Source organism: Paractinoplanes bogorensis, from assembly GCF_018829635.1.
Taxonomy (GTDB): domain Bacteria; phylum Actinomycetota; class Actinomycetes; order Mycobacteriales; family Micromonosporaceae; genus Actinoplanes; species Actinoplanes bogorensis.
In genome coordinates this window covers 107,634-125,993 of the sequence record NZ_JAHKKG010000004.1, presented here as the reverse complement: position 1 = coordinate 125,993, position 18,360 = coordinate 107,634, and the positions used below count along the sequence as shown (strand labels likewise).

Annotated in this window: 19 protein-coding genes; 10 read left to right on the top strand and 9 right to left on the bottom strand. The window is 71.0% G+C overall.

Annotated features, from left to right (window positions below):
• Positions 1–148 precede the first annotated feature (148 nt).
• A complete protein-coding gene (locus tag KOI35_RS12400) occupies positions 149–517 on the bottom strand; it encodes an FKBP-type peptidyl-prolyl cis-trans isomerase (RefSeq protein WP_215786793.1) in 369 nt (122 codons plus the stop codon).
• Positions 518–626: 109 nt separating this feature from the next.
• Between KOI35_RS12400 and KOI35_RS12395 the strand changes: the two genes are divergently transcribed.
• The 5 genes from KOI35_RS12395 (at position 627) to KOI35_RS12375 (ending at position 4,850) form a co-directional block, all read left to right on the top strand.
• Positions 627–1,535 carry a lytic polysaccharide monooxygenase gene (locus tag KOI35_RS12395; protein WP_215786792.1) on the top strand — a complete coding sequence of 303 codons (909 nt, stop codon included), beginning with the start codon at positions 627–629 and terminating at the stop codon, positions 1,533–1,535.
• A gap of 88 nt (positions 1,536–1,623) precedes the next feature.
• Positions 1,624–1,893, top strand: a complete 270-nt coding sequence (locus KOI35_RS12390; protein WP_215786790.1) for a hypothetical protein — start codon at positions 1,624–1,626, stop codon at positions 1,891–1,893.
• 10 nt (positions 1,894–1,903) lie between these two features.
• Positions 1,904–3,298, top strand: a complete 1,395-nt coding sequence (locus tag KOI35_RS12385) for a DUF4331 domain-containing protein (RefSeq protein ID WP_215786788.1) — start codon at positions 1,904–1,906, stop codon at positions 3,296–3,298.
• Positions 3,295–3,636 carry a phospholipase gene (locus tag KOI35_RS12380; RefSeq protein WP_215786786.1) on the top strand — a complete coding sequence of 114 codons (342 nt, stop codon included), beginning with the start codon at positions 3,295–3,297 and terminating at the stop codon, positions 3,634–3,636. Before KOI35_RS12385 ends, KOI35_RS12380 begins: the two co-directional genes overlap by 4 nt.
• A gap of 215 nt (positions 3,637–3,851) precedes the next feature.
• Positions 3,852–4,850 (top strand): AraC family transcriptional regulator, encoded by a 999-nt coding sequence (locus tag KOI35_RS12375; protein WP_215786784.1) that lies wholly within the window; start codon positions 3,852–3,854, stop codon positions 4,848–4,850.
• 45 nt (positions 4,851–4,895) lie between these two features.
• Here KOI35_RS12375 and glgC read toward each other — a convergent pair whose 3' ends face one another.
• Positions 4,896–6,128, bottom strand: coding sequence for a glucose-1-phosphate adenylyltransferase (gene glgC, locus KOI35_RS12370; RefSeq protein WP_215786783.1), 1,233 nt, complete (start codon positions 6,126–6,128; stop codon positions 4,896–4,898).
• A gap of 136 nt (positions 6,129–6,264) precedes the next feature.
• Between glgC and glgA the strand changes: the two genes are divergently transcribed.
• Complete coding sequence (gene glgA, locus KOI35_RS12365) at positions 6,265–7,464, top strand: glycogen synthase (RefSeq protein WP_308120924.1); 1,200 nt, start codon at positions 6,265–6,267, stop codon at positions 7,462–7,464.
• A gap of 11 nt (positions 7,465–7,475) precedes the next feature.
• A complete protein-coding gene (locus KOI35_RS12360) occupies positions 7,476–9,083 on the top strand; it encodes a glycoside hydrolase family 10-like protein (RefSeq protein WP_215786781.1) in 1,608 nt (535 codons plus the stop codon).
• On the opposite strand, the gene KOI35_RS12355 is transcribed toward KOI35_RS12360, so the two are convergent.
• The gene (locus tag KOI35_RS12355) at positions 9,058–9,945 is read right to left on the bottom strand and encodes an SDR family NAD(P)-dependent oxidoreductase (protein ID WP_215786779.1); all 888 of its coding nucleotides are present in this window, start codon (positions 9,943–9,945) and stop codon (positions 9,058–9,060) included. The two genes, KOI35_RS12360 and KOI35_RS12355, sit on opposite strands and share 26 nt — an antisense overlap.
• 59 nt (positions 9,946–10,004) lie before the next feature.
• On the opposite strand from KOI35_RS12355, the gene KOI35_RS12350 reads away from it, so the two are divergent.
• Together KOI35_RS12350 and KOI35_RS12345 are read left to right on the top strand one after the other, a co-directional pair.
• Positions 10,005–10,913 (top strand): AraC family transcriptional regulator, encoded by a 909-nt coding sequence (locus KOI35_RS12350; protein WP_215786777.1) that lies wholly within the window; start codon positions 10,005–10,007, stop codon positions 10,911–10,913.
• Complete coding sequence (locus KOI35_RS12345) at positions 10,910–11,686, top strand: TIGR02452 family protein (RefSeq protein ID WP_215786776.1); 777 nt, start codon at positions 10,910–10,912, stop codon at positions 11,684–11,686. Before KOI35_RS12350 ends, KOI35_RS12345 begins: the two co-directional genes overlap by 4 nt.
• Here KOI35_RS12345 and KOI35_RS12340 read toward each other — a convergent pair.
• The gene (locus KOI35_RS12340) at positions 11,655–12,152 is read right to left on the bottom strand and encodes a GNAT family N-acetyltransferase (protein ID WP_215787920.1); all 498 of its coding nucleotides are present in this window, start codon (positions 12,150–12,152) and stop codon (positions 11,655–11,657) included. The genes KOI35_RS12345 and KOI35_RS12340 overlap by 32 nt on opposite strands.
• 64 nt (positions 12,153–12,216) lie before the next feature.
• Between KOI35_RS12340 and KOI35_RS12335 the strand changes: the two genes are divergently transcribed.
• Positions 12,217–13,074 carry a UbiA prenyltransferase family protein gene (locus tag KOI35_RS12335; RefSeq protein WP_215786774.1) on the top strand — a complete coding sequence of 286 codons (858 nt, stop codon included), beginning with the start codon at positions 12,217–12,219 and terminating at the stop codon, positions 13,072–13,074.
• Between the two features lies 1 nt (position 13,075).
• Here the strand turns inward: KOI35_RS12335 and KOI35_RS12330 are convergent, their stop codons facing one another.
• The 5 genes from KOI35_RS12330 to KOI35_RS12310 are packed head-to-tail and all read right to left on the bottom strand — an operon-like array spanning position 13,076 to position 18,255.
• Entirely contained in the window at positions 13,076–13,855 is a 780-nt protein-coding gene (locus tag KOI35_RS12330) for a DUF1295 domain-containing protein (RefSeq protein ID WP_215786772.1), read from the bottom strand.
• Entirely contained in the window at positions 13,849–15,120 is a 1,272-nt protein-coding gene (locus KOI35_RS12325; protein ID WP_215786770.1) for a class I SAM-dependent methyltransferase, read from the bottom strand. The genes KOI35_RS12330 and KOI35_RS12325 overlap by 7 nt, the downstream gene beginning before the upstream one ends.
• Entirely contained in the window at positions 15,117–16,358 is a 1,242-nt protein-coding gene (locus KOI35_RS12320; protein ID WP_246613032.1) for an SAM-dependent methyltransferase, read from the bottom strand. The genes KOI35_RS12325 and KOI35_RS12320 overlap by 4 nt, the downstream gene beginning before the upstream one ends.
• Positions 16,355–17,050 carry a DUF1365 domain-containing protein gene (locus KOI35_RS12315; RefSeq protein ID WP_215786768.1) on the bottom strand — a complete coding sequence of 232 codons (696 nt, stop codon included), beginning with the start codon at positions 17,048–17,050 and terminating at the stop codon, positions 16,355–16,357. Before KOI35_RS12315 ends, KOI35_RS12320 begins: the two co-directional genes overlap by 4 nt.
• Entirely contained in the window at positions 17,047–18,255 is a 1,209-nt protein-coding gene (locus KOI35_RS12310; RefSeq protein WP_215786766.1) for an NAD(P)/FAD-dependent oxidoreductase, read from the bottom strand. The genes KOI35_RS12315 and KOI35_RS12310 overlap by 4 nt, the downstream gene beginning before the upstream one ends.
• Between the last annotated feature and the right edge of the window lie 105 nt (positions 18,256–18,360).

Below are 18,360 nucleotides of genomic sequence, written 5' to 3'. Positions count from 1 at the left end.
GCTCGATCGCAGAACAGCGACGCGGCCGGACACATCGGCGCGACCGCGGCTCGATCGCACAACAGCGGCGCGGCCGGACACGTCGGCGCGACCGCGGCTTGATCGGAGAACAGCGGCGCCGCCGTGTACCGGCGGCGCCGCGTCCGGGTCACTGCACGCCGAGCAGGTCCACCACGAAGACGAGGGTCTCGTTCGGCTTGATGACGCCGCCGGCGCCGCGGGCGCCGTAGCCCAGGTGGGGCGGGATCGTCAGCTTGCGACGGCCGCCGACCTTCATGCCGGCCACGCCCTGGTCCCAGCCGGCGATGACCTGGCCGCCGCCGAGCGGGAAGGCGAAGGGCTCGCCACGGTTGTACGAGGCGTCGAACTCGCGGCCGGTCGAGTGCGCCACGCCCACGTAGTGGACGTTCACGTACTGGCCGGGCGCAGCCTCGGGCCCCTCGCCGACGGTGATGTCCTCGATCACGAGGTCGGCCGGAGGCGCGCCCTCGATCGGGCCGACGTCGGGCTTGTCCATGGGAACTCCATTCGTTGACAATCGAGCCCCGCCATGCAATCACACGCTCGGTCACGACCGTCGGCGGACGTGCTGAACGACTCAGGCCAATTCTCCGTACTGCTGTGACGTGAGAATCGATCGCCTGGCCGCCGCGGCACTCGCGGTGACCGTAGCCGCCCTGATCGGCGGCGCGCACCGGGCCGAGGCCCACGGGTCACCGACGACGCCGATCAGCCGCACCGCGGCCTGCGCCGACGGCGGCGAGGACACCGGCACCGCCGCCTGCAAGGCCGCCCGCAAGGCGAACGGCGGCGGGTTCGGCAAGTTCGACAACCTGCGCATCGCCGGCGTGAACGGCAAGGACCGCCAGGTCGTGCCGGACGGGAAGCTGTGCAGCGGCGGGCTCGACGCGTTCCAGGGGCTCGATCTGCCGCGCGACGACTTCCCGGCCACCAAGGTGACCCCGGGCAAGACCCTGACGATCCGCTACCGGGCGACGATTCCGCACGCGGGCGAGTTCCGGGTCTTCCTGACCGGTTCCTCGTACGACCCGTCGCAGCGCCTGACCTGGGACGACCTGGGCAGCAAGCCGATCGCCGCGGTCACCGACCCGGATCTGAACGACGGGGCGTACCTGATGAAGGCGAAGCTGCCCGAGCGGACCGGCCGCCAGATCCTCTATATCGTGTGGGAGACGTCGAGCACCCCGGACACGTACTACTCCTGCTCGGATCTGGTGTTCCCGGCCGCCGCGCCCGCGCAACCCGCGCCGACGACTCCGGCCACCACCCGGCCTGCGGCGACAAAGGCCACCAAGTCGCCCACCAAGGCACCGGCCGTGACGGCGACAAGCGCGGCACCCGCGGCTCCGGCCCTGGACCCGGTCAGCGCGGAGAAGGCCGCAGCCAAGCCGGCCGACACCAGTCGCGTCACTCTCGGTCACTGGATCGTCGCCGGAGCGCTGCTGCTCGGTTTCGGGGCTATTGCGTGGGCCGGCGCCGGCACATTTCTTCGCAGACGACGCGAAAACCGTTGAACCACAACGGTTGAAGCCCCGTACTGATGGTCGTCGACATTGCACAGGAATTTCCCAGCCTCCCCCCAAGGAATGAGGAAAGGCCGAGATGAGCCGAGTTCGTTACGGTCAGCGAGGCGTCAACCGTCGCCGGGTTCTGGCGATCGCCGCCACCGCCGGCGTGGGTGTCTCCGTGGCCGGTGTGGCCGGGCTGAGCCTGGCCGGCGAGAACGAGGAGACGCCGAAGGGCGCCGGTCCGCTGGTCCTGTCGCTGCGCGACGCCGAGAAGGGCACGTTCGACGTGTTCGTCGGCGGCTCCAAGAGCACGCTCACCGACAAGAAGCTCGCCGCCAAGCTGCTCAAGTCGGCCAAGGCCTGAGGGGGAATCCATGTCATCGCATCGTGAGGCTCCCGAGATCAGCAAGGACCCGGTGGCCGACAGCTCCGACCTGTACGCGTTCGTCAGCCCGGACGATCCGGACACCGTGACGATCATCGCGAACTACGTCCCGCTGCAGCTCCCGGCCAGTGGCCCGAACTTCTTCGAGTTCGGCGACGACGTGCTCTACGAGATCCACATCGACTCGAACGGGGACGCCCGGCCCGACCTGACGTACCAGTTCCGGTTCCGCACCGAGCTGCGCAACGACAAGACGTTCCTGTACAACACCGGGCCGATCGAGGCGCTGGACAGCGAGAACTGGAACCGCCGCCAGTTCTACTCGGTGACCAAGGTGGACTCGTACGGGAAAAGCTCGGTCCTGGCCAAGAAGCTGCCCTGCCCGCCGTGCAACGTCGGCAAGCTGTCGATCCCGGACTACGACGGGCTGGCCGCCGACGCCGTGGCCAAGCTGAAGTCGGGCGAGAAGGTCTTCGCCGGTCAGCGCGCCGACGCGTTCTTCGTCGACCTGGGTTCGATCTTCGATCTGGGCACGCTGCGCCCGTTCCAGGACAAGCACCTCGTCGGCCAGACGCTGTTCAACTACGCGGGCAAGGCGGTCAACGCCACCGACAAGCTGAACGTGCACAGCATCGCGATCCAGGTGCCCCTGTCCGCCGTACGCCGGGACGGGAAGAAGAAGGTGCGCGGGCGCGACCCCGAGGCGGTCATCGGCGTGTGGACGTCGGCCAGCCGGCGCCAGGTGCAGGTGCGCAACGGCGACAAGAAGAACGACGACGTCGTGGTCGGCCCCCAGGTGCAGGTGTCGCGGCTCGGCAACCCGCTGTTCAACGAGGTCATCGTGCCGATGGCCGAGAAGGACAAGTGGAACAGTCTGCCCCCGACCGAGGACAAGCGGTTCGCCCAGTTCGTCGAGAAGCCCGAACTGCAGACGCTGCTGCCGGTGCTCTACCCGGGCCTGTTCGACAAGCTGGCCGCGCGCGACAAGAAGGGCGACCCCCGGGCCGACCTGGTCGCGATCCTGCTCACCGGCATCCCGGACGGCGTGATCGACAACTTCCAGAACAACACCGGCGAGGTGCAGGCCGACATGCTGCGGCTCAACACCGCGGTACCGCCGTCGAAGGAGCCGAGCAAGTTCGGCCTGCTCGGCGGCGACCTGGCCGGCTTCCCGAACGGGCGGCGGATCGCCGACGACGTGGTCTCGATCTCGATCCGGGCCATCGCGGGTGTGACGCTGCCGCTGGTCGAGAAGGACTTCGAGCCGGACGCCGCGGCCGCGCTGGTCGAGCAGGGCCTGAGCATCAAGGACGCGAGCGCCGGCCTGCTCAAGAAGTTCCCCTACCTGGGCACGCCCTTCGACGGATTCGGTAACCCCTCATGACGCACGACCACTCCTGGCACAGCATGACCCCGTCCGGTCAGGGCACGGTGATGCTCAACATCGGCAACGGGATCGGCGCGCTGATCATCAACACCCCGGGCCGGATGCACGGACGGGAGATCGAGGTCAGCCCGGTGGACGACCCGGCCCGGCGCACGCACGCGGCCGTCCGCGCCCGCTACGTACGCGGCGGGGTCTGCTTCAGCGTGGTGCTCGACAGCCTGCCCGAGGGCCGCTACACCGTCTGGGACAACCCGGTCACGCCGCTCGGCGAGGTCGAGGTGCCCAGCGGCGGCGTCGCCGAGTTCCACTGGCCGGCGACGGTCGCCGCGGCGTGAAACCCGCGCGGGAGATCGCGGGAAAGCCGCGCGGGAGATCGCGGGAAAGCCGCACGGCAGACCGCGTTAAAACAGCACGGCAATCCGCCTGAAGGGCGGCACAAAACCGCGTTAGCTTGCAGAGAGCGGCGACTCGTTGCAGAGAGCTGCGCGGCGGTTACACAAAGGGGTCGCGTACCGGGTGGGCGCGTCCGATCGGGTCTAGGGTGAACGCCATGGTTGGCGGCCTGGAGATCCGACCGGACGCGCCCGCACTGTTCTCTCTCGCCACGACCGATGTGGACGAGGCCCGGGCGTTCTGCCGACGCATGTTCTACGGACCCCTGCGGGTCGACCCGGTCGGCGACCGGTCCGCCTTCGCCTTCCGGGCCGACGTGGTGTCCCTCGGCTCGATCACGGTCGGCGAGATCAGCTACGGCAGCGACATCCACGTGGCGATCCCCGACCTCGAGACGTCCTATCACGTGCTCGCCCCGCTGACCGGCATGCTGCACTCGCGGCACCGGGGCACGGTGGTGCTGGCCGACCCGACGCGGGCCGCCGTCTACCGCCCGATCGGCGACATCGAGCTCGACTGGCCCGGGTCGTGCCGGCTGCTCAGCATCAAGGTCGAGCGGGGTGCCCTCGAACGCGAGCTGGACGCGGCCCTCGACCAGCAGATCGTCACGCCGCTGCTGCTCGGCGACAGCTTCAACGTGATCGATGCCCCCGGCCGGACCTGGGTGTCACTGGTCCGGCTGCTCTTCGGCGAGGTGCTGAGCGGCAACGGTCTGTCCGGCCAGCCGCGGATGGCGTCCCGGTGGCGCGACATGGTGGTCAGTGGACTGGCCATGACGGTCGAGCATCCGTACGGCGAGGAGCCGGCCGGTATGCGGGGACCCAACCGCCCGCGTACGGTGAAAAGGACCCTCGACGCTATGCACGCCGAGCCGTCGCGCCAGTTCACCGCGGCCGATCTGGCCACCATCGCCGGCGTGGGCGTCCGCGTCCTGCAGGAGTCGTTCCGGCAGCACGTCGGCATGTCGCCGCTGACCTACCTGCGCCGATTACGCCTCGACGGCGTGCACGGTGAGTTGTCGCGCTCCGACCCGTGGCAGGTGAACGTGTCCGAGGTGGCGTTCCGCTGGGGATTCACGCACCTCGGACGGTTCGCCGGGGCCTACCGCGACCGCTACGGAGTGACGCCGTCGCAGACGTTACGAGAGCGCCGTTAAAGCTCCCCGTCCAACCACCCCAGCCAGCCGCCCCTTAAACCGGAATCAAAGCTCCACTCTCTGGCCCTTACCGATGACCACCACTCCGTTGTCCGAGACCGTGTATAGCTTGCGGTCACGGTCGAGGTCGACGCCGATCTGCGCGCCCTCGGGGATGGCCACGTTCTTGTCGATGATCGCGTTGCGGATGATCGCGCGCCGGCCGACCGACACGCCCTCCATCAGCACCGAACCCTCGACGTGGGCCCATGAGTTGACCCGGACGTTGGGCGAGATCACCGAACGCTCGACCAGGGCACCCGAGACCACCACACCGGGCGAGATCATCGACTCGATCGCGCGGCCCTGACGGTCGTCGTAACCGTGCACGAATTTCGCCGGCGGCCACGACCCGTAATTGGTGAAGATCGGCCAGTCATGGTTGTAGAGGTTGAAGATCGGCTCGGTCGCGATCAGGTCCATGTGGGCCTCGTAGAACGAGTCGAGCGTCCCCACGTCGCGCCAGTATCCGCGGTCGCGTTCGCTGCTGCCGGGCACCTGGTTGTCGCGGAAGTCGTAGACGTTGGCCTCGTTACGCTCGACCAGCATGGGAATGATGTTTCCGCCCATGTCGTGCTTGCTGTCCGGGTTCTGCGCGTCCTCTTTCACGGCGTCGATCAGGGCGCGCGTGGTGAAGATGTAGTTGCCCATCGACGCGTAGATCTCGTCGGGGGCGTCGGGCAGGCCGTCGACCTCTTTCGGCTTCTCGCGGAAGGCCTTGATGCGCTTGCCGTCCTCGGCCACGTCGATGACGCCGAACTGGTCGGACATCGACTTGGGCTGCCGGATGCCGGCGACGGTGACCGCGGCGCCCGAGGCGATGTGGTCGTTGACCATCTGCTTCGGGTCCATGCGGTAGATGTGGTCGGCGCCGAACACGATCACGTAGTCGGGCGACTCGTCGTTGATCAGGTTGAGGCTCTGATAGATGGCGTCGGCCGAACCGGCGAACCATCGGGGGCCGAGCCGCTGCTGGGCCGGCACCGGCGTGACGTAATTGCCGAGCAGCGTCGACATGCGCCACGTCTTGGAGATGTGCCGGTCGAGCGAATGGGATTTGTACTGGGTCAGGACGACCATTTTGAGGTAACCGCCGTTGGCAAGATTCGACAGCACAAAGTCGATCATGCGATAGATGCCGCCGAACGGGACGCCGGGCTTGGCCCGGTCCGCCGTCAGGGGCATCAGGCGCTTACCTTCACCACCGGCCAGAACGATCGCAAGCACCTTGACAGCCATGAAAGGACGCTAACTTTCCGCCAGCCGGAGCGCCAGCCGAAGAAGGGAAACTCGCGATGGTCTTCCCGAGGACGCACAGGGTAACTGATCTTGGTCCCTGGGGGCGAGACTTCTGATCAGGCATTAGGCTGCGGGCGTGGCCGAGAGATTGCGCGTAGACCTGATTTCCCGCGAATACCCGCCGGAGGTGTACGGAGGGGCGGGGGTGCATCTGGAATACCTGACCCGCGACCTGCGCGATCTGGCCGACGTGCGGGTGCACTGCTTCGGCGCCCCGCGCGACGAGCCGGGCGTGACCGCCTATCCGGAGCCGGCCGAGCTGGCCGGGGCCAACGCGGCACTGCGCACCATGGGGGTCGACCTCGAGATCGCCGCGGGCGCCGAGGGCACCGACATCGTGCACAGCCACACCTGGTACGCGAACTTCGCCGGGCACACGGCCAAGCTGCTGCACGGCGTCCCGCACGTGGTCACCACGCACAGCCTCGAGCCGCTGCGGCCGTGGAAGGCCGAGCAGCTGGGCGGCGGCTACGCGCTGTCCTCGTTCTGCGAGCGGGTCGCGATCGAGAGCGCCGACGCGGTCATCGCCGTCTCCGGTGGCATGAAGCGGGACGTGCTGACGGCGTACCCCTCGGTCGACCCCGACAAGATCCAGGTCGTCTACAACGGCATCGACACGTCGCTCTACCAGCCCGACCAGGGCACCGACGTGATCGAGCGGCTGGGCATCGACCGCAACCGCCCCAGCGTGGTCTTCGTCGGCCGGATCACCCGCCAGAAGGGCCTGCCCTACCTGCTCAAGGCGTGCCGCTCGCTGCCGCCCGAGGCGCAGATCGTGCTGCTGGCCGGCGCCCCCGACACCAAGGAGATCGCGGCCGAGGTCGAGGCGCTGGCCGACGAGCTGCGCGCCGCCCGCGACGCCCAGGGCGTGATCTGGGTGCAGGAGATGCTGCCCAAGCAGCAGGTCATCCAGGTGCTCACGCACGCCACGGTGTTCGTCTGCCCGTCGATCTACGAGCCCATGGGCATCGTCAACCTCGAGGCCATGGCCTGCGAGACGGCCGTGGTCGCGACGGCGACCGGCGGCATCCCCGAGGTGGTGGCCGACGGCGAGACCGGGCTGCTGGTGCCGATCGAACAGGTGCAGGACGGCACGGGCACGCCGGTCGACCCGGACAAGTTCGTCGCCGACCTCGCGGCCACCATGACCGAGCTGCTCAGCGACCCGGCCCGGGCCCGCGAGATGGGGCTGGCCGGGCGGCGCCGGGCGGTCGACAAGTTCAGCTGGGCCCGCATCGCCGAGGAGACCCTCGCGGTCTATCGGACGGTCCTCTGAGAGCGCCGCCGATGTCCCGCATTCCCCGTCCGCCCGTACGGCTGACCCTGGCCCTCGCCTCGATCCTGTTCGCGACCGCGGTCCTCGGCATCGGGCTGGTGCGGGCGGCCAACTTCCGGCCCGCACCCGCGGCCGGCGCGCCGTGGCCATCGGCCCCTGCTGAGGGCAGACCGGGAGTCTGCGGGACGCTCCCGGTCAAGGCACCGAGACAACTGCGGGGCATGTGGCTGACCACGGTCACCAACATCGACTTCCCGAGTCGGCGCGGGCTGCCCGAGGCCCAGGTCAAGGCGGAGTACCAGCGCTGGCTCGACCTGGCCGTGGCGCAGAACCACAACGCGATCTTCGTGCACGTGCGGCCGAGCGGGGACGCGTTCTGGCCCTCGGCCTACGCGCCGTGGTCGGAGTGGCTGACCGGCAAGCGGGACGGCAAGTCGCCCGGGTGGGACCCGATGGACTACATGGTCAAGGAGGCGCACGCCCGCAATCTGGAGTTCCACGCCTGGTTCAACCCCTACCGGGGCACCCAGCCCGGCCCGGCCGGCCCCGGCGCCGACTTCACGAAACTGGCGCCGAACCACCCGCTGATCAAGCACCGCGAGTGGGCCGTCTCGTACCCCAAGGGCGACACCGCGCGGCTCTACTTCGACCCGGGCATCCCGGCCGCCCGCAAGTTCGTCGAGGACTCGATGCTCGAGGCGGTGCAGAAGTACGACGTCGACGGCGTGCACTTCGACGACTTCTTCTACCCGTATCCCCAGGCCGGTCAGGACTTTCCCGACGATGCGAGCTTTGCGGCGTACGGGAAAGGAAAATCACGGGCCCAGTGGCGGCGCGACAATGTGGACACTCTCGTGCGCGAGATGGACGAGCGGATCAAAGCACTCAAGCCGTGGGTGAAGTTCGGGATCAGCCCGTTCGGCATCTGGCGCAACTCCGCCAACGACCCCGCCGGCAGTCGGAGCAAGGGCCTCGAGTCGTACGACGCCATCTACGCCGACACCCGCAAGTGGGTGCAGCAGGGCTGGCTCGACTACATCGTGCCCCAGCTGTACTGGACGATCGGGTTCGACAAGGCCGACTACGCCAAGCTGCTGCCCTGGTGGACGGCGCTCACCAAGGGCACTGACGTGCAGCTCTACATCGGGATGGCCGACTACCGGGTGGGCGAGCCGGGCGCGTGGAGCGACCCGGCCCAGCTCGACCGCCAGATGACGCTGAACGAACAGGCCGGCGTGCAGGGTCAGGTGCACTTCAGCGCGAAGCAGATCCGGGCCGACCGGCTGGGCGCGGTCACCCGCTATCGCGACAAGCACTACGCGACCCCGGCGCTGCTCCCCCGCATGGCCCGGCTGCCCAACCAGGCGCCGGCCGCGGCCCGGCTGGTGTCGGCCGAGCGCTTCGACAAGGGGGTGCGCTTCCAGGCCGAGGCGCCGGAGGCGACCAGCTGGGCGCTCTACCGGGTCGTGGGGGACGCGGCCGCGCTCGTGGCCACCGGACGGGCCGGCACCGAGGTGACCGACCCGGCGGCGCCCGCGGGCCCGGCGACCTACTGTCTCAGCGGTCTCGACCGTTCCGGCAACGAGGGACCGATCAGCGCGCCACTGACACTGCGGTGAGGGCCAGATCCCAGAGCCGGTCGGCGATCACCGGGTCGACCGACCACTGCGCCACTCCGGCCGTCGGCTCCGGGCCGCCCGCGACGACCTCCGCCTCCTGGTTGTCCTCGTCGAAGTAGCGCCCCGTCACCCCGGCGAGCAGCGGGGACACGGCCAGCAGCACCTCACCGGCGGCGCCCTGCCCGGGCGTCTTGTAGCCGTCGGGATGGATCAGCGCGCCATCGGCGTCCATCGCGCCCAGTGCCCGCATGGTCGCGGGGTCGAGGTGGCGCTGCAGTCCGGTGTGGATGCGGCCGGGAGCGACGGCGTTGGCCGCGATCCCGTCCCAGCGGCGGGAGATCGCCACGGCCAGCAGCACCTCGGCCGCCTTGGACTGGGCGTAGGCGACCCACGGGTCGTACGGGCGCGCGGTGAAGTGCGGGTCGTCGAGGTCGACGCCGGCCCGCAGCTGGGCGCCCGAGCTCACCATCACGACGCGAGCGTCATCGGTCAGGTGCGCGCGCAGGCCGGTGATCAGCGCGAAGTGGCCGAGGAAGTTGGTCGCCAGCTGCAGCTCCCAGCCGCTGCCGGGCGCGAGGCGACGCTCGGGGACGGCCATGATGCCGGCGTTGGCGATGATCGCGTCGAGCGGGCCGTCCAGGGCGGCGGTGCAGGCGGCGACGCTCGCCAGGTCAGCGAGGTCGAGGTCCGTACGGGTCGGGGCGATGACCTCGGCCCCGGCTCCGCGCAGGGCGTCGGCGGCCGCGCGCCCGAGTCCGGATGCGCCACCGGTGATCAGGATGCGCCGGCCGGACAGGTCGAGCCCGGTGAGGATCTCGGCGGCGGTGGTGTGCATGTCGTACGGGGTGTGGATCGCTGTCATACGCTCATACTGCGCGCGGATGACTGGACGATGAATGGCTCAGGGTCCACGATAGTTGCGTGAACGTCCACGGAGATCCGCTCGAAGACGTCCTGGCCCTCGTCGGCACGGCCAGTAGCCTGTCGGCCGGGCTCGTGGCCGGTGGTGACTGGGCGGTCGCGTTCGCGGCGGCGCCGGCCGTGAAGTTCAACGCCGTACGGCGGGGGAACTGCCTGCTGCTGGCCGGCGACGTCGTCTACGCGCTGGCACCGGGCGACTGTTTTCTGCTGACCCGGCCGATCGAGTTCGTGCTGGCCAGCGACCTGACCCTCCCGACCGTCCCGGCCGGGGTCGTCTTCGCGGGCGCCGACGTCGCGCGGGCCGGAACGGGCGACGACGTCTATCTGATCGGCGGCCGGTTCGACTTCGGCGAGCGGGCCGGCGCCCTGCTGCTCGACGCGCTGCCGGCGGTGGTCCACGTGCCCGGGGCCAGCGACGCCGCGAGCGCCATGCGGTGGGCGCTCGAGCAGATCGAGGCCGAGCTCCGCGGCCATCCGCTCGGGTCGGCCCTGGTCACCGAACACCTGGCCCTGGTCATGCTGATCCACGCGCTGCGCCTGCATCTGTCGGCCGCCCCGCCGGAGAGCGGCTGGATGGCCGGCCTGGCCGACCCGATCGCCGGGCCGGCGTTGCGCGCCATGCACGCCGAGCCCGCGCGAGCCTGGACCGTGGCCGACCTCGCGGTGCTGGCCACGGTGTCACGCTCGGCCCTGGCGGCCCGATTCAAGCGGGTGGTCGGCCAGGCCCCGCTCGACTACCTGACCCGCTGGCGCATCGAGCTGGCCGCGGCCCGTCTGCGCCGCGGCGACGACACCGTGGCGCTGATCGCGCGCGAGGTCGGCTACGGCTCGGAGAGCGCGCTGAGCAACGCCTTCAAGCGGATCACGGGCCACTCGCCGCGCGCGTATCGATCTAGTCTGGACCGATGAGGGACAGGCTGAGGGCGATCGCCGAGGAGACGATGGCCGTCATCGAGCGTGGTGACTTCGGCGAACAGATCCGGCGAGCCGTGGACGGCACCCGGCTCTACCTTCCGGACGAGGCGCTGCCCACGCCTTCGACCGCCGATGCACCAGCGAGGGTCGAGGTGACCGGGGAGACCACGCTGGCCGCGGCGCGGCGTCTCGGCGGCGATGTGGCGGCCCTCAACTTCGCGTCGGCCCGCAGTCCGGGCGGCGGGTTCCTCAAGGGCGCCCAGGCGCAGGAGGAGAGCCTGGCCCGCAGTTCGGCGCTCTACCCGTGCCAGCGCGCGGCCGGCGAGTTCTACGCCTACCACCGCGCCCATCCCGAGCTGCTCTACACCGACCGGATCATCTACTCCCCCGCCGTCCCGGTGTTCCGCGACGACAACGATCAACTTCTTGATTTCCCGTACGCCGTCACGTTCCTCACCGCGGCCGCCCCCAACCGGGCCGCCCTCGCCCGTGAGCAGCCCGCGCTGCTCCCCCAGGTTCCGGCCGTCCTCGAACGGCGAGCCGCCCGGATCCTGGCCGTGGCCGCCGCCCACGGTCACCGGCGGCTGGTGCTCGGCGCGTGGGGCTGCGGGGTCTTCGGCAACGACCCGGCGCTGGTGGCCGACGTGTTCGCGCGGGCGCTGCGGGCGGCGCCGTGGTTCGACGAGGTGGTGTTCGCCGTTCTCGATCGGGGCGACGCGCCGATCCGGGGCGCCTTCAGCCGGGCGTTCGCAGGTCCGCGTACATGATGTGCAGCCCGACCCGCCCCTGCACCGGGTGGGCGAAGGCGCCGGGCACCGTGCCGACGATGGTGAACCCGAGCCGCTCGTAGACGGCCACCGCGCCCCGGTTCGACTCGGCCACGGCATTGAACTGCATTCCCGCGTACGCGTGCTGCCGGGCCCACTCCAGCGCGAACCGGCACAGCGCCGTCCCCACGCCCTGGCCCCGGCTGAGCGGCGCGACCATGAAGCTGGCGGTCGCCACGTGCGCGCCCGGACCGGCCCGGTTGGGACCGACCTTCGCCGTGCCGAGCACCTCGTCCCCGTCGACCGCCACCACCGTCTCACCCGGCGGCGCCTCGAGCCAGATCGCCCGGGCGTCGCGCTCGGTCATCGCGGGGTCGTAGGTGAACGTGTCGGCGGCACGGACCACCGACCGCACGATCTCCCACACCTGCGGCCAGTCGGACTCGGTGAACTGCCGGATCAGCACGATGCGCACGCTACATAGTGTTCTCCTCAGCGGGCTGACAGCACACCGGGTGGACGATCCGGTCATGACAACCGCCACCCTGATGGTCGCCGTGTCGCGGCCCTGGTTCTGGCCCGTCTCGTGGGTGCCGGCGTACCTGGGCATGGTCCTGGCCGGCCACCGGCTCACCCCCGCCGACCTGCCCCGGGCCCTGCTCGCGCTGCTGATCCTGGGCCCGCTGGTGTGGGGCGCGGTGCTCGCCCAGAACGATCGGCACGACCTGGCCAGCGACCGCCTCAACCCGCGGCGCGCCACGTCACCCCTGGTCACGGGCACGGTCGATCTCCGCACGTTAGGTCGCTGGTACCGCTGGATCGCGGCCGCGGCCCTGCTCACCGCGCTGCTGGTCGGCCCGCTGTTCGTGCTCGGCGTGGCCGCGGTGCTGCTGCTGGGCTGGGCCTACAGCGCTCCCCCGCTGCGCCTCAAGACCCGCCCCGGCTGGGACGTGACGGTCAACGCCCTGGTCGTCGGCGTGGCGTCCCCGGCCGCGGGCTGGGCCATCACCCGCGACCCGGGCGACTTCCCGTGGCAGTTCGGGCTGATCGGGTTCCTGTTCGCGGCCGCGCTCTACGTGCCGACCACGGTGACCGATCTGCCCGCCGACATCCAGGCCGGAGACCGGACCTTCGCCGTACGCTTCGGCGCCCGCACCGCCTATCTGGCCGGGCTGACCCTCTGGGCCGGAGCGCTGGCCGTCGCCGTGGCTTGCGCGGCGGCCGACGTGGTGGTGCCCCGGAGCACGCTCGTGCCCCAGCTTGTGACCGTGCCGGTGCTGTTCACGGCGTACGCGATCCTGACCCGTCGCCCGAGCATCCCCCGCCTGGCCGTCCTGTCGATCTTCTTCGCCATCCCGACCGCGGGGTTCGCGCTCGCCCTCACCTGAGTCACGACCGGGCGGAGCGGCGCGGCGGACGCGGGAAGAAGCCGCTGGTGCGGGCGACGTAGTCGGCATAGCCGGGGCGTGTCTCGGCGAGATGCTTCTCCATCAGGGGCTTGCCCGTCTTGCGGGCCAGGAACCACGTCATCAGCAACGGCGAGAGCACCGTCAGCCAGCCGGTCCAGTGCAGGGCGGCCAGCGCGAACAGTCCCCACCAGACGCAGGCGTCGCCGAAGTAGTTGGGATGCCGGGTCCAGCGCCACAGGCCGGTGTCGAGCACCTTGCCCTTCGAGGCCGGGTCGGCGCGGAACCGGGCCAGCTGCTGGTCGCCGACCGCCTCGAAGAACAGGCCGACGGCCCAGATCACGACGCCGACGGCGGCGAGAGCGGTCAGCGGCGCGTAGCGGGCGGCGATCTGCACCGGCAGCGACACGAACCAGAGCGTGATCCACTGCAACAGGTAGACGGAGCGGAAGGCGTACGCGTTGCGGCTGCCCTTCGCGCGGCGGAGCATCTCGTCGTAGCGCGGGTCCTCACCGGGGTGCAGCCGGGCGCTGCGGCCGATGTGCACGGCCAGCCGTACCCCCCAGATCGCGGTCAGCGCGGCGACCAGCCAGGCCATCGGCCGGTCGGCGTTCAGGGCGGCGGCGGTGACCGCGACCGCCGCGAAGCCGAGGCCCCAGGCGACGTCCACGCCCTTGTGCATGCCCCGGGCCACGCCGACGGCGAACGCCCCGGCCAGCACCGCGAGGGCGGCCGCGGCCGTCGCGAGCAGCAACGTCAGCATCGGACCGCCGGCATGCCGCTGACACCCTCGGGAGTACGCCGTACGGCCAGGATCTGGTCGACGCCCATCCGCCCCTCCTCGAAGGTGAGGGCACCGCCGACCAGGTAGAGCCGCCACACCCGGGCGGTGGGTTCGCCGACCAGGGCGACCACCTCGTCCCAGCGCCGCTCCAGCGTGTCGAGCCAGTCCTCCACCGTACGAACGTAGTGCTCGCGCATCCCGTGCACGTCGCGCACCTCGAGCCCGGCCCGTTCGAGCAGGGCGACGGTGTCGCCGACCGGCCGCATGTGCATGTCGGGTGCGACGTAGGACTCGATGAACGCTCCGCCGCCGGGCGCGTGGGCGCCGCGCGACATCTGCTGCACGAGCAACCGGCCCTGCGGGGCGAGCAGGCGGTGCAGGGTGGCCGCGAAAACCGGGTAGTTGCCCGCGCCGACGTGCTCGCCCATCTCGATGGTGGAGATCGCGTCGTACGGGCCGTCGGCGACGTCGCGGTAGTCCTGCAGACGGAACTCGACCGGCAGGTCGCCGGCCGCCTCGACGGCGTACGCCCGCTGCTCCTTGGACAGGGTGACGCCGGTGACCGTCACGTCGTAGTGCCGGGCCGCGTGGATGGCCAGCGCGCCCCAGCCGCAGCCGACGTCGAGCATCCGCATGCCCGGCCGCAGCCCGAGCTTGCGGCAGATCAGGTCCAGCTTGGCGTGCTGGGCCTCCTCCAGCGTCATCGCCGGATCGGTGTAGTAGGCGCATGAGTACGCCATCCGCGAGTCCAGAAGCATCCGGTAGAAGTCGTTGGACAGGTCGTAGTGGTAGCTGATCGCGGCCCGGTCCCGCTCCCGGGTGTGCACCCGGCCGTCGAGTTTCGCCTGCACCTCGGGCGCGGGCGGTTTCGGGCCGAGCACGCCGAGCCGCAGCACGGACCGGGCGGCCCGGAGCCGGTCGGCCAGACCCACCTTCACGCCGCCGCCGGTCAGCCCGGTGGCCCGGGCGTGCCGCCACACCTGACGCAGGCCGTCGGCGAGGTCGCCCTCCACGTCGATCTCGCCGACGATGTAGGCCTGGGCCAGCCCGAGCTCGTTCGGGCTCCACAGCAGGCGGCGCAGCGCGGTCCGGTCGCGGATCACCAGCACCGGGCCGCCGGCCGGGCCGCTCTCGCTGCCGTCCCAGGCGCGGATGCGTACGGGAAGAGCGCCTCCGGCCACGCCCGAGACGATCGACGCGAGCCGGTCGGCGATGCCGGGTCCGAGCGCGAGGGTTGCGGTCATGCGGCACGCCCCAGGGTGAGCTGGCTGACGTCGAGGTAGCGGGCCGCGAAGCCCGCCTCGCAGTAGGCCAGGTAGAAGTTCCACGTCCGGGCGAACGTGGCGTCGAACCCGAGCGCGGCCACCTCGGCCGAGCGCCCGGTGAAGGTGGCCCGCCAGCGCCGCAGCGTCTCGGCGTAGTCGAGCCCGAAGTCGAGCCGGTCGTGCACCCGCAGTCCGGCCCGGCCGAACACCGCCTCCATGGCCGGCACCGACGGGACCAGGCCGCCGGGGAACACGTACTTGTGAATCCAGGTGTACGTGCTGCGGGTGGTGCGCATCCGGTCGTGCGCCATGGTGATCATCTGCAGGCCGACCCGGCCGCCGGGCGCGAGACGACGGGCGACCGCTTCGGCGTAGACCGGCCAGTAGGCGGCGCCCACCGCCTCGACCATCTCGACCGAGACGATCGCGTCGAAGCCCCCGGCGATCGGCGGGATCTCGCGGTAGTCCTGCAGCCGCACCTCGACCCGGCTGGCCACGCCGGCCTCGGCGGCCCGTCGCAGGGCCAGGTCCCGCTGCTCGGCCGAGAGCGTCACGCTCACCACCCGGGCACCGCGCCGGGCCGCCCGGATGGACAGCTCGCCCCAGCCGGTGCCGATCTCCAGCAGCCTGGTCCCGAGCGTGACCCCGGTGCGGTCCAGCAGCCGGTCGATCTTGCGGTGCTGCGCGGTGGTGAAGTCCTCGCCCGGGTGGTCGAACAACGCGCTCGAATAGCTCATCGACTCGTCCAGGAACAGCGCGAACAGGTCGTTGGACAGGTCGTAGTGCCGGTGGATGTTGCGGCGCGAGCCGTCCGGCGTGTTCCGCTCGGCCCGTGGCGCCCGCGCCCCGTGCACGTGCCGCATCCACTGCAGCGACGGCGGGATCAGCGTGCCCATCGAGCCGGCCAGCACGGTCAGCAGCCCGACCAGGTCGTCGGCGTCCCAGTCACCGGCCTGGTAGGCCTCGCCGAAGCCGATCAGCCCGGCCGCACCGAGCCGGGCCAGCAGCGCCTCGGGCCGGCGCACGTCCAGGATCGGGCCGGTCGTGCCGGTCACCCGGCCGTCGGGGTAGCGCACCCGGACCGCCGAGCGGGCCATGGCCCGGCGGAACAGCACCCCGGCCATCTGCGAGCGCACTGTCGCACGGGGGCGCACGGCCACGTCGGGCCAGCGGGCCGGGTCGACGACCGGGAACGCCGGTTCGAGAGCGGTGGTCATCGGGCACCTTCCGTTCGGGGCACGACGGGCAGGCCGCGCAGATAGAGCCGGATGCCCTGGAGCCGGATCCGCATCGACACCGCGACGGTGACGAGGGGGTACTTCAGCGCGGCGCGGACCAGGCCGGCGCGGGTCGCCGGGCGCCGCCGTCCGCGCAGCGACGCGACGAAGGGACGGCCGCCGTCCCGGTCGAGGGCGACAGTCAGCGACAGCCGCTCTCCGGGTTCGGGCAGGGTCAGCCGGTAGGCGCCGGACACGTCGTTGAACGGTGAGACGTAGAACGTCTTCGCGGTCTCGGCCCGGCCCCGCTCATCGGTGCGCAGCAGATAGCAGTGCCTTCCGCCGTACGTGTTGTGCACCTCGGCGATCACGGCGGCGAGACTGCCGTCGGCCCGGTGACACCAGTAGACGCTCAGCGGATTGAACACGTGCCCGAACACCCGGGCGTTGGTGAGCATCCGCACCGGCCCGCCGCCGAGGTCGATGCCGTGCCCGGCCAGGTAGGTCTCGACGTTGCGGCGGATGCTCACGTCCGGGTCACCGAAGTGGTCGCGGGCCCGGAACGAGGCGAGCCACCGGTCGCGGGGCAGGTCGTCCAGGTCGACCAGCCACTGGTAGGTGCGGTAGGCGAAGGCATGCCGCAGCGGCGCGGTGCGGGTGTGCCGGACCGTGCACTCGTAGAGGGCGGTCACCAGACGACCCCGAGCGACCGTGCGGCCTCGACCCCGCTGCGGCAGCCGTCCTCGTGGAAACCCCAGCCGTGGTACGCCCCGGCGAACGCCGTCCGCCCGTCGTTGAGCCCGGGCAGGCCGGCCTGGGCGGCGACCGACGCCGGGGTGTAGATCGGGTGCTCGTAGGTCATCCGGGCCAGGCCGTCCCGGTCCGAGTTGAGCGTGACCAGGTAGTGCCGCCGCGCGTCGAGACCCTGCAGGCGGTTCATGTCGTACGTGACGACGGGGGGCCCGGCGCTCGGGGCGCACCCCGGCAACCGGTAGTTCCAGCTGGCGCGGGCCTTCTCCCGTACGGGAAGAATCGTCGCATCGGTGTGCAGCACTGTCTCGTTGCGCGAGTAGCCGAACGCCCCGAGCACCCGCCGCTCCGCCTCGGTCGCGTCGGTGAGAAGCCGCAACGCCTGGTCGGCGTGGGTGGCGACGACGACGGCATCGAATCTCGAGCCGTCGACCACGACCCCTTCCCGCGTACGGGAGACCGCAGTGACCGGATCACCCGCCCGCACCCTCGGCAGGTGCTTGGCGAGCAGGTCGACATAGGTGCGGGAGCCGCCGGTGACGGTCCGCCAGGTCGGCGACCCGGTCACCGACAGCATCCCGTGGTGCGACAGGAAGGTGAACAGGTAGCGGGCCGGATAGTCGGCGACGACCTCGGGACCGCAGGACCAGACCGCCGACACCAGAGGCACGACGAAGTGCCGGACGAAGTGGGCCGAGAACCGGCCGCGGGCCAGGAACTCGCCGAGCGTCGGGTTGTCCGCGGTCGCGAGCAGCGCCCGGGCCCGCCGGTGGAAGAGCGGCACCTGGGCCAGCATCGCCAGGTGGGCGCCGGTCGGGCGGCGCGCGAACAGGCCGCTCGGGCCCTTCGCGCCGGCGTACTCGAGGCCGCAGCCGTCGCAGCGCACCGACATGCTCATCTCGGTGGCCCGGGTCGGCACGCCCAGTTCGGCGAAGAGCCGGCGCAGCAGCGGGTAGGTGCGGTCGTTGTGCACGATGAAGCCGGAGTCGACGGCGACGGTCGAGCCGCCGTCCGGCAGGTCGTGGGTGTGCGCATGGCCGCCGAGCCGGGTCTCCGCCTCGAAGAGCGTCACGTCCCATTCGTGCCGCAGCAGATAGGCCGCGGTAAGGCCGGACACACCGGCGCCGATGACGGCTACGGATCTCATCCTCAGTCACTCCCGGGGCTCGAAAACGATCTCTGCTGCGTCATTCGAGGCCCCCCAGCCCGCAGATTGCTGACAAATCACCACCCATCCGTCAGGGTGACGGCT

Bases quoted from the DNA above. Each gene is read 5' to 3' on its own strand.
- KOI35_RS12325 (WP_215786770.1), bottom strand. From the start codon at position 15,120: ATGACCGCAACCCTCGCGCTCGGACCCGGCATCGCCGACCGGCTCGCG.
- KOI35_RS12345 (WP_215786776.1), top strand. From the start codon at position 10,910: ATGAGGGACAGGCTGAGGGCGATCGCCGAGGAGACGATGGCCGTCATC.
- KOI35_RS12380 (WP_215786786.1), top strand. From the start codon at position 3,295: ATGACGCACGACCACTCCTGGCACAGCATGACCCCGTCCGGTCAGGGC.
- KOI35_RS12400 (WP_215786793.1), bottom strand. From the start codon at position 517: ATGGACAAGCCCGACGTCGGCCCGATCGAGGGCGCGCCTCCGGCCGAC.
- KOI35_RS12375 (WP_215786784.1), top strand. From the start codon at position 3,852: ATGGTTGGCGGCCTGGAGATCCGACCGGACGCGCCCGCACTGTTCTCT.
- glgC (WP_215786783.1), bottom strand. From the start codon at position 6,128: ATGGCTGTCAAGGTGCTTGCGATCGTTCTGGCCGGTGGTGAAGGTAAG.
- KOI35_RS12355 (WP_215786779.1), bottom strand. From the start codon at position 9,945: ATGACAGCGATCCACACCCCGTACGACATGCACACCACCGCCGCCGAG.
- KOI35_RS12335 (WP_215786774.1), top strand. From the start codon at position 12,217: ATGACAACCGCCACCCTGATGGTCGCCGTGTCGCGGCCCTGGTTCTGG.
- KOI35_RS12390 (WP_215786790.1), top strand. From the start codon at position 1,624: ATGAGCCGAGTTCGTTACGGTCAGCGAGGCGTCAACCGTCGCCGGGTT.
- KOI35_RS12360 (WP_215786781.1), top strand. From the start codon at position 7,476: ATGTCCCGCATTCCCCGTCCGCCCGTACGGCTGACCCTGGCCCTCGCC.
- KOI35_RS12330 (WP_215786772.1), bottom strand. From the start codon at position 13,855: ATGCTGACGTTGCTGCTCGCGACGGCCGCGGCCGCCCTCGCGGTGCTG.
- KOI35_RS12320 (WP_246613032.1), bottom strand. From the start codon at position 16,358: ATGACCACCGCTCTCGAACCGGCGTTCCCGGTCGTCGACCCGGCCCGC.
- KOI35_RS12310 (WP_215786766.1), bottom strand. From the start codon at position 18,255: ATGAGATCCGTAGCCGTCATCGGCGCCGGTGTGTCCGGCCTTACCGCG.
- KOI35_RS12385 (WP_215786788.1), top strand. From the start codon at position 1,904: ATGTCATCGCATCGTGAGGCTCCCGAGATCAGCAAGGACCCGGTGGCC.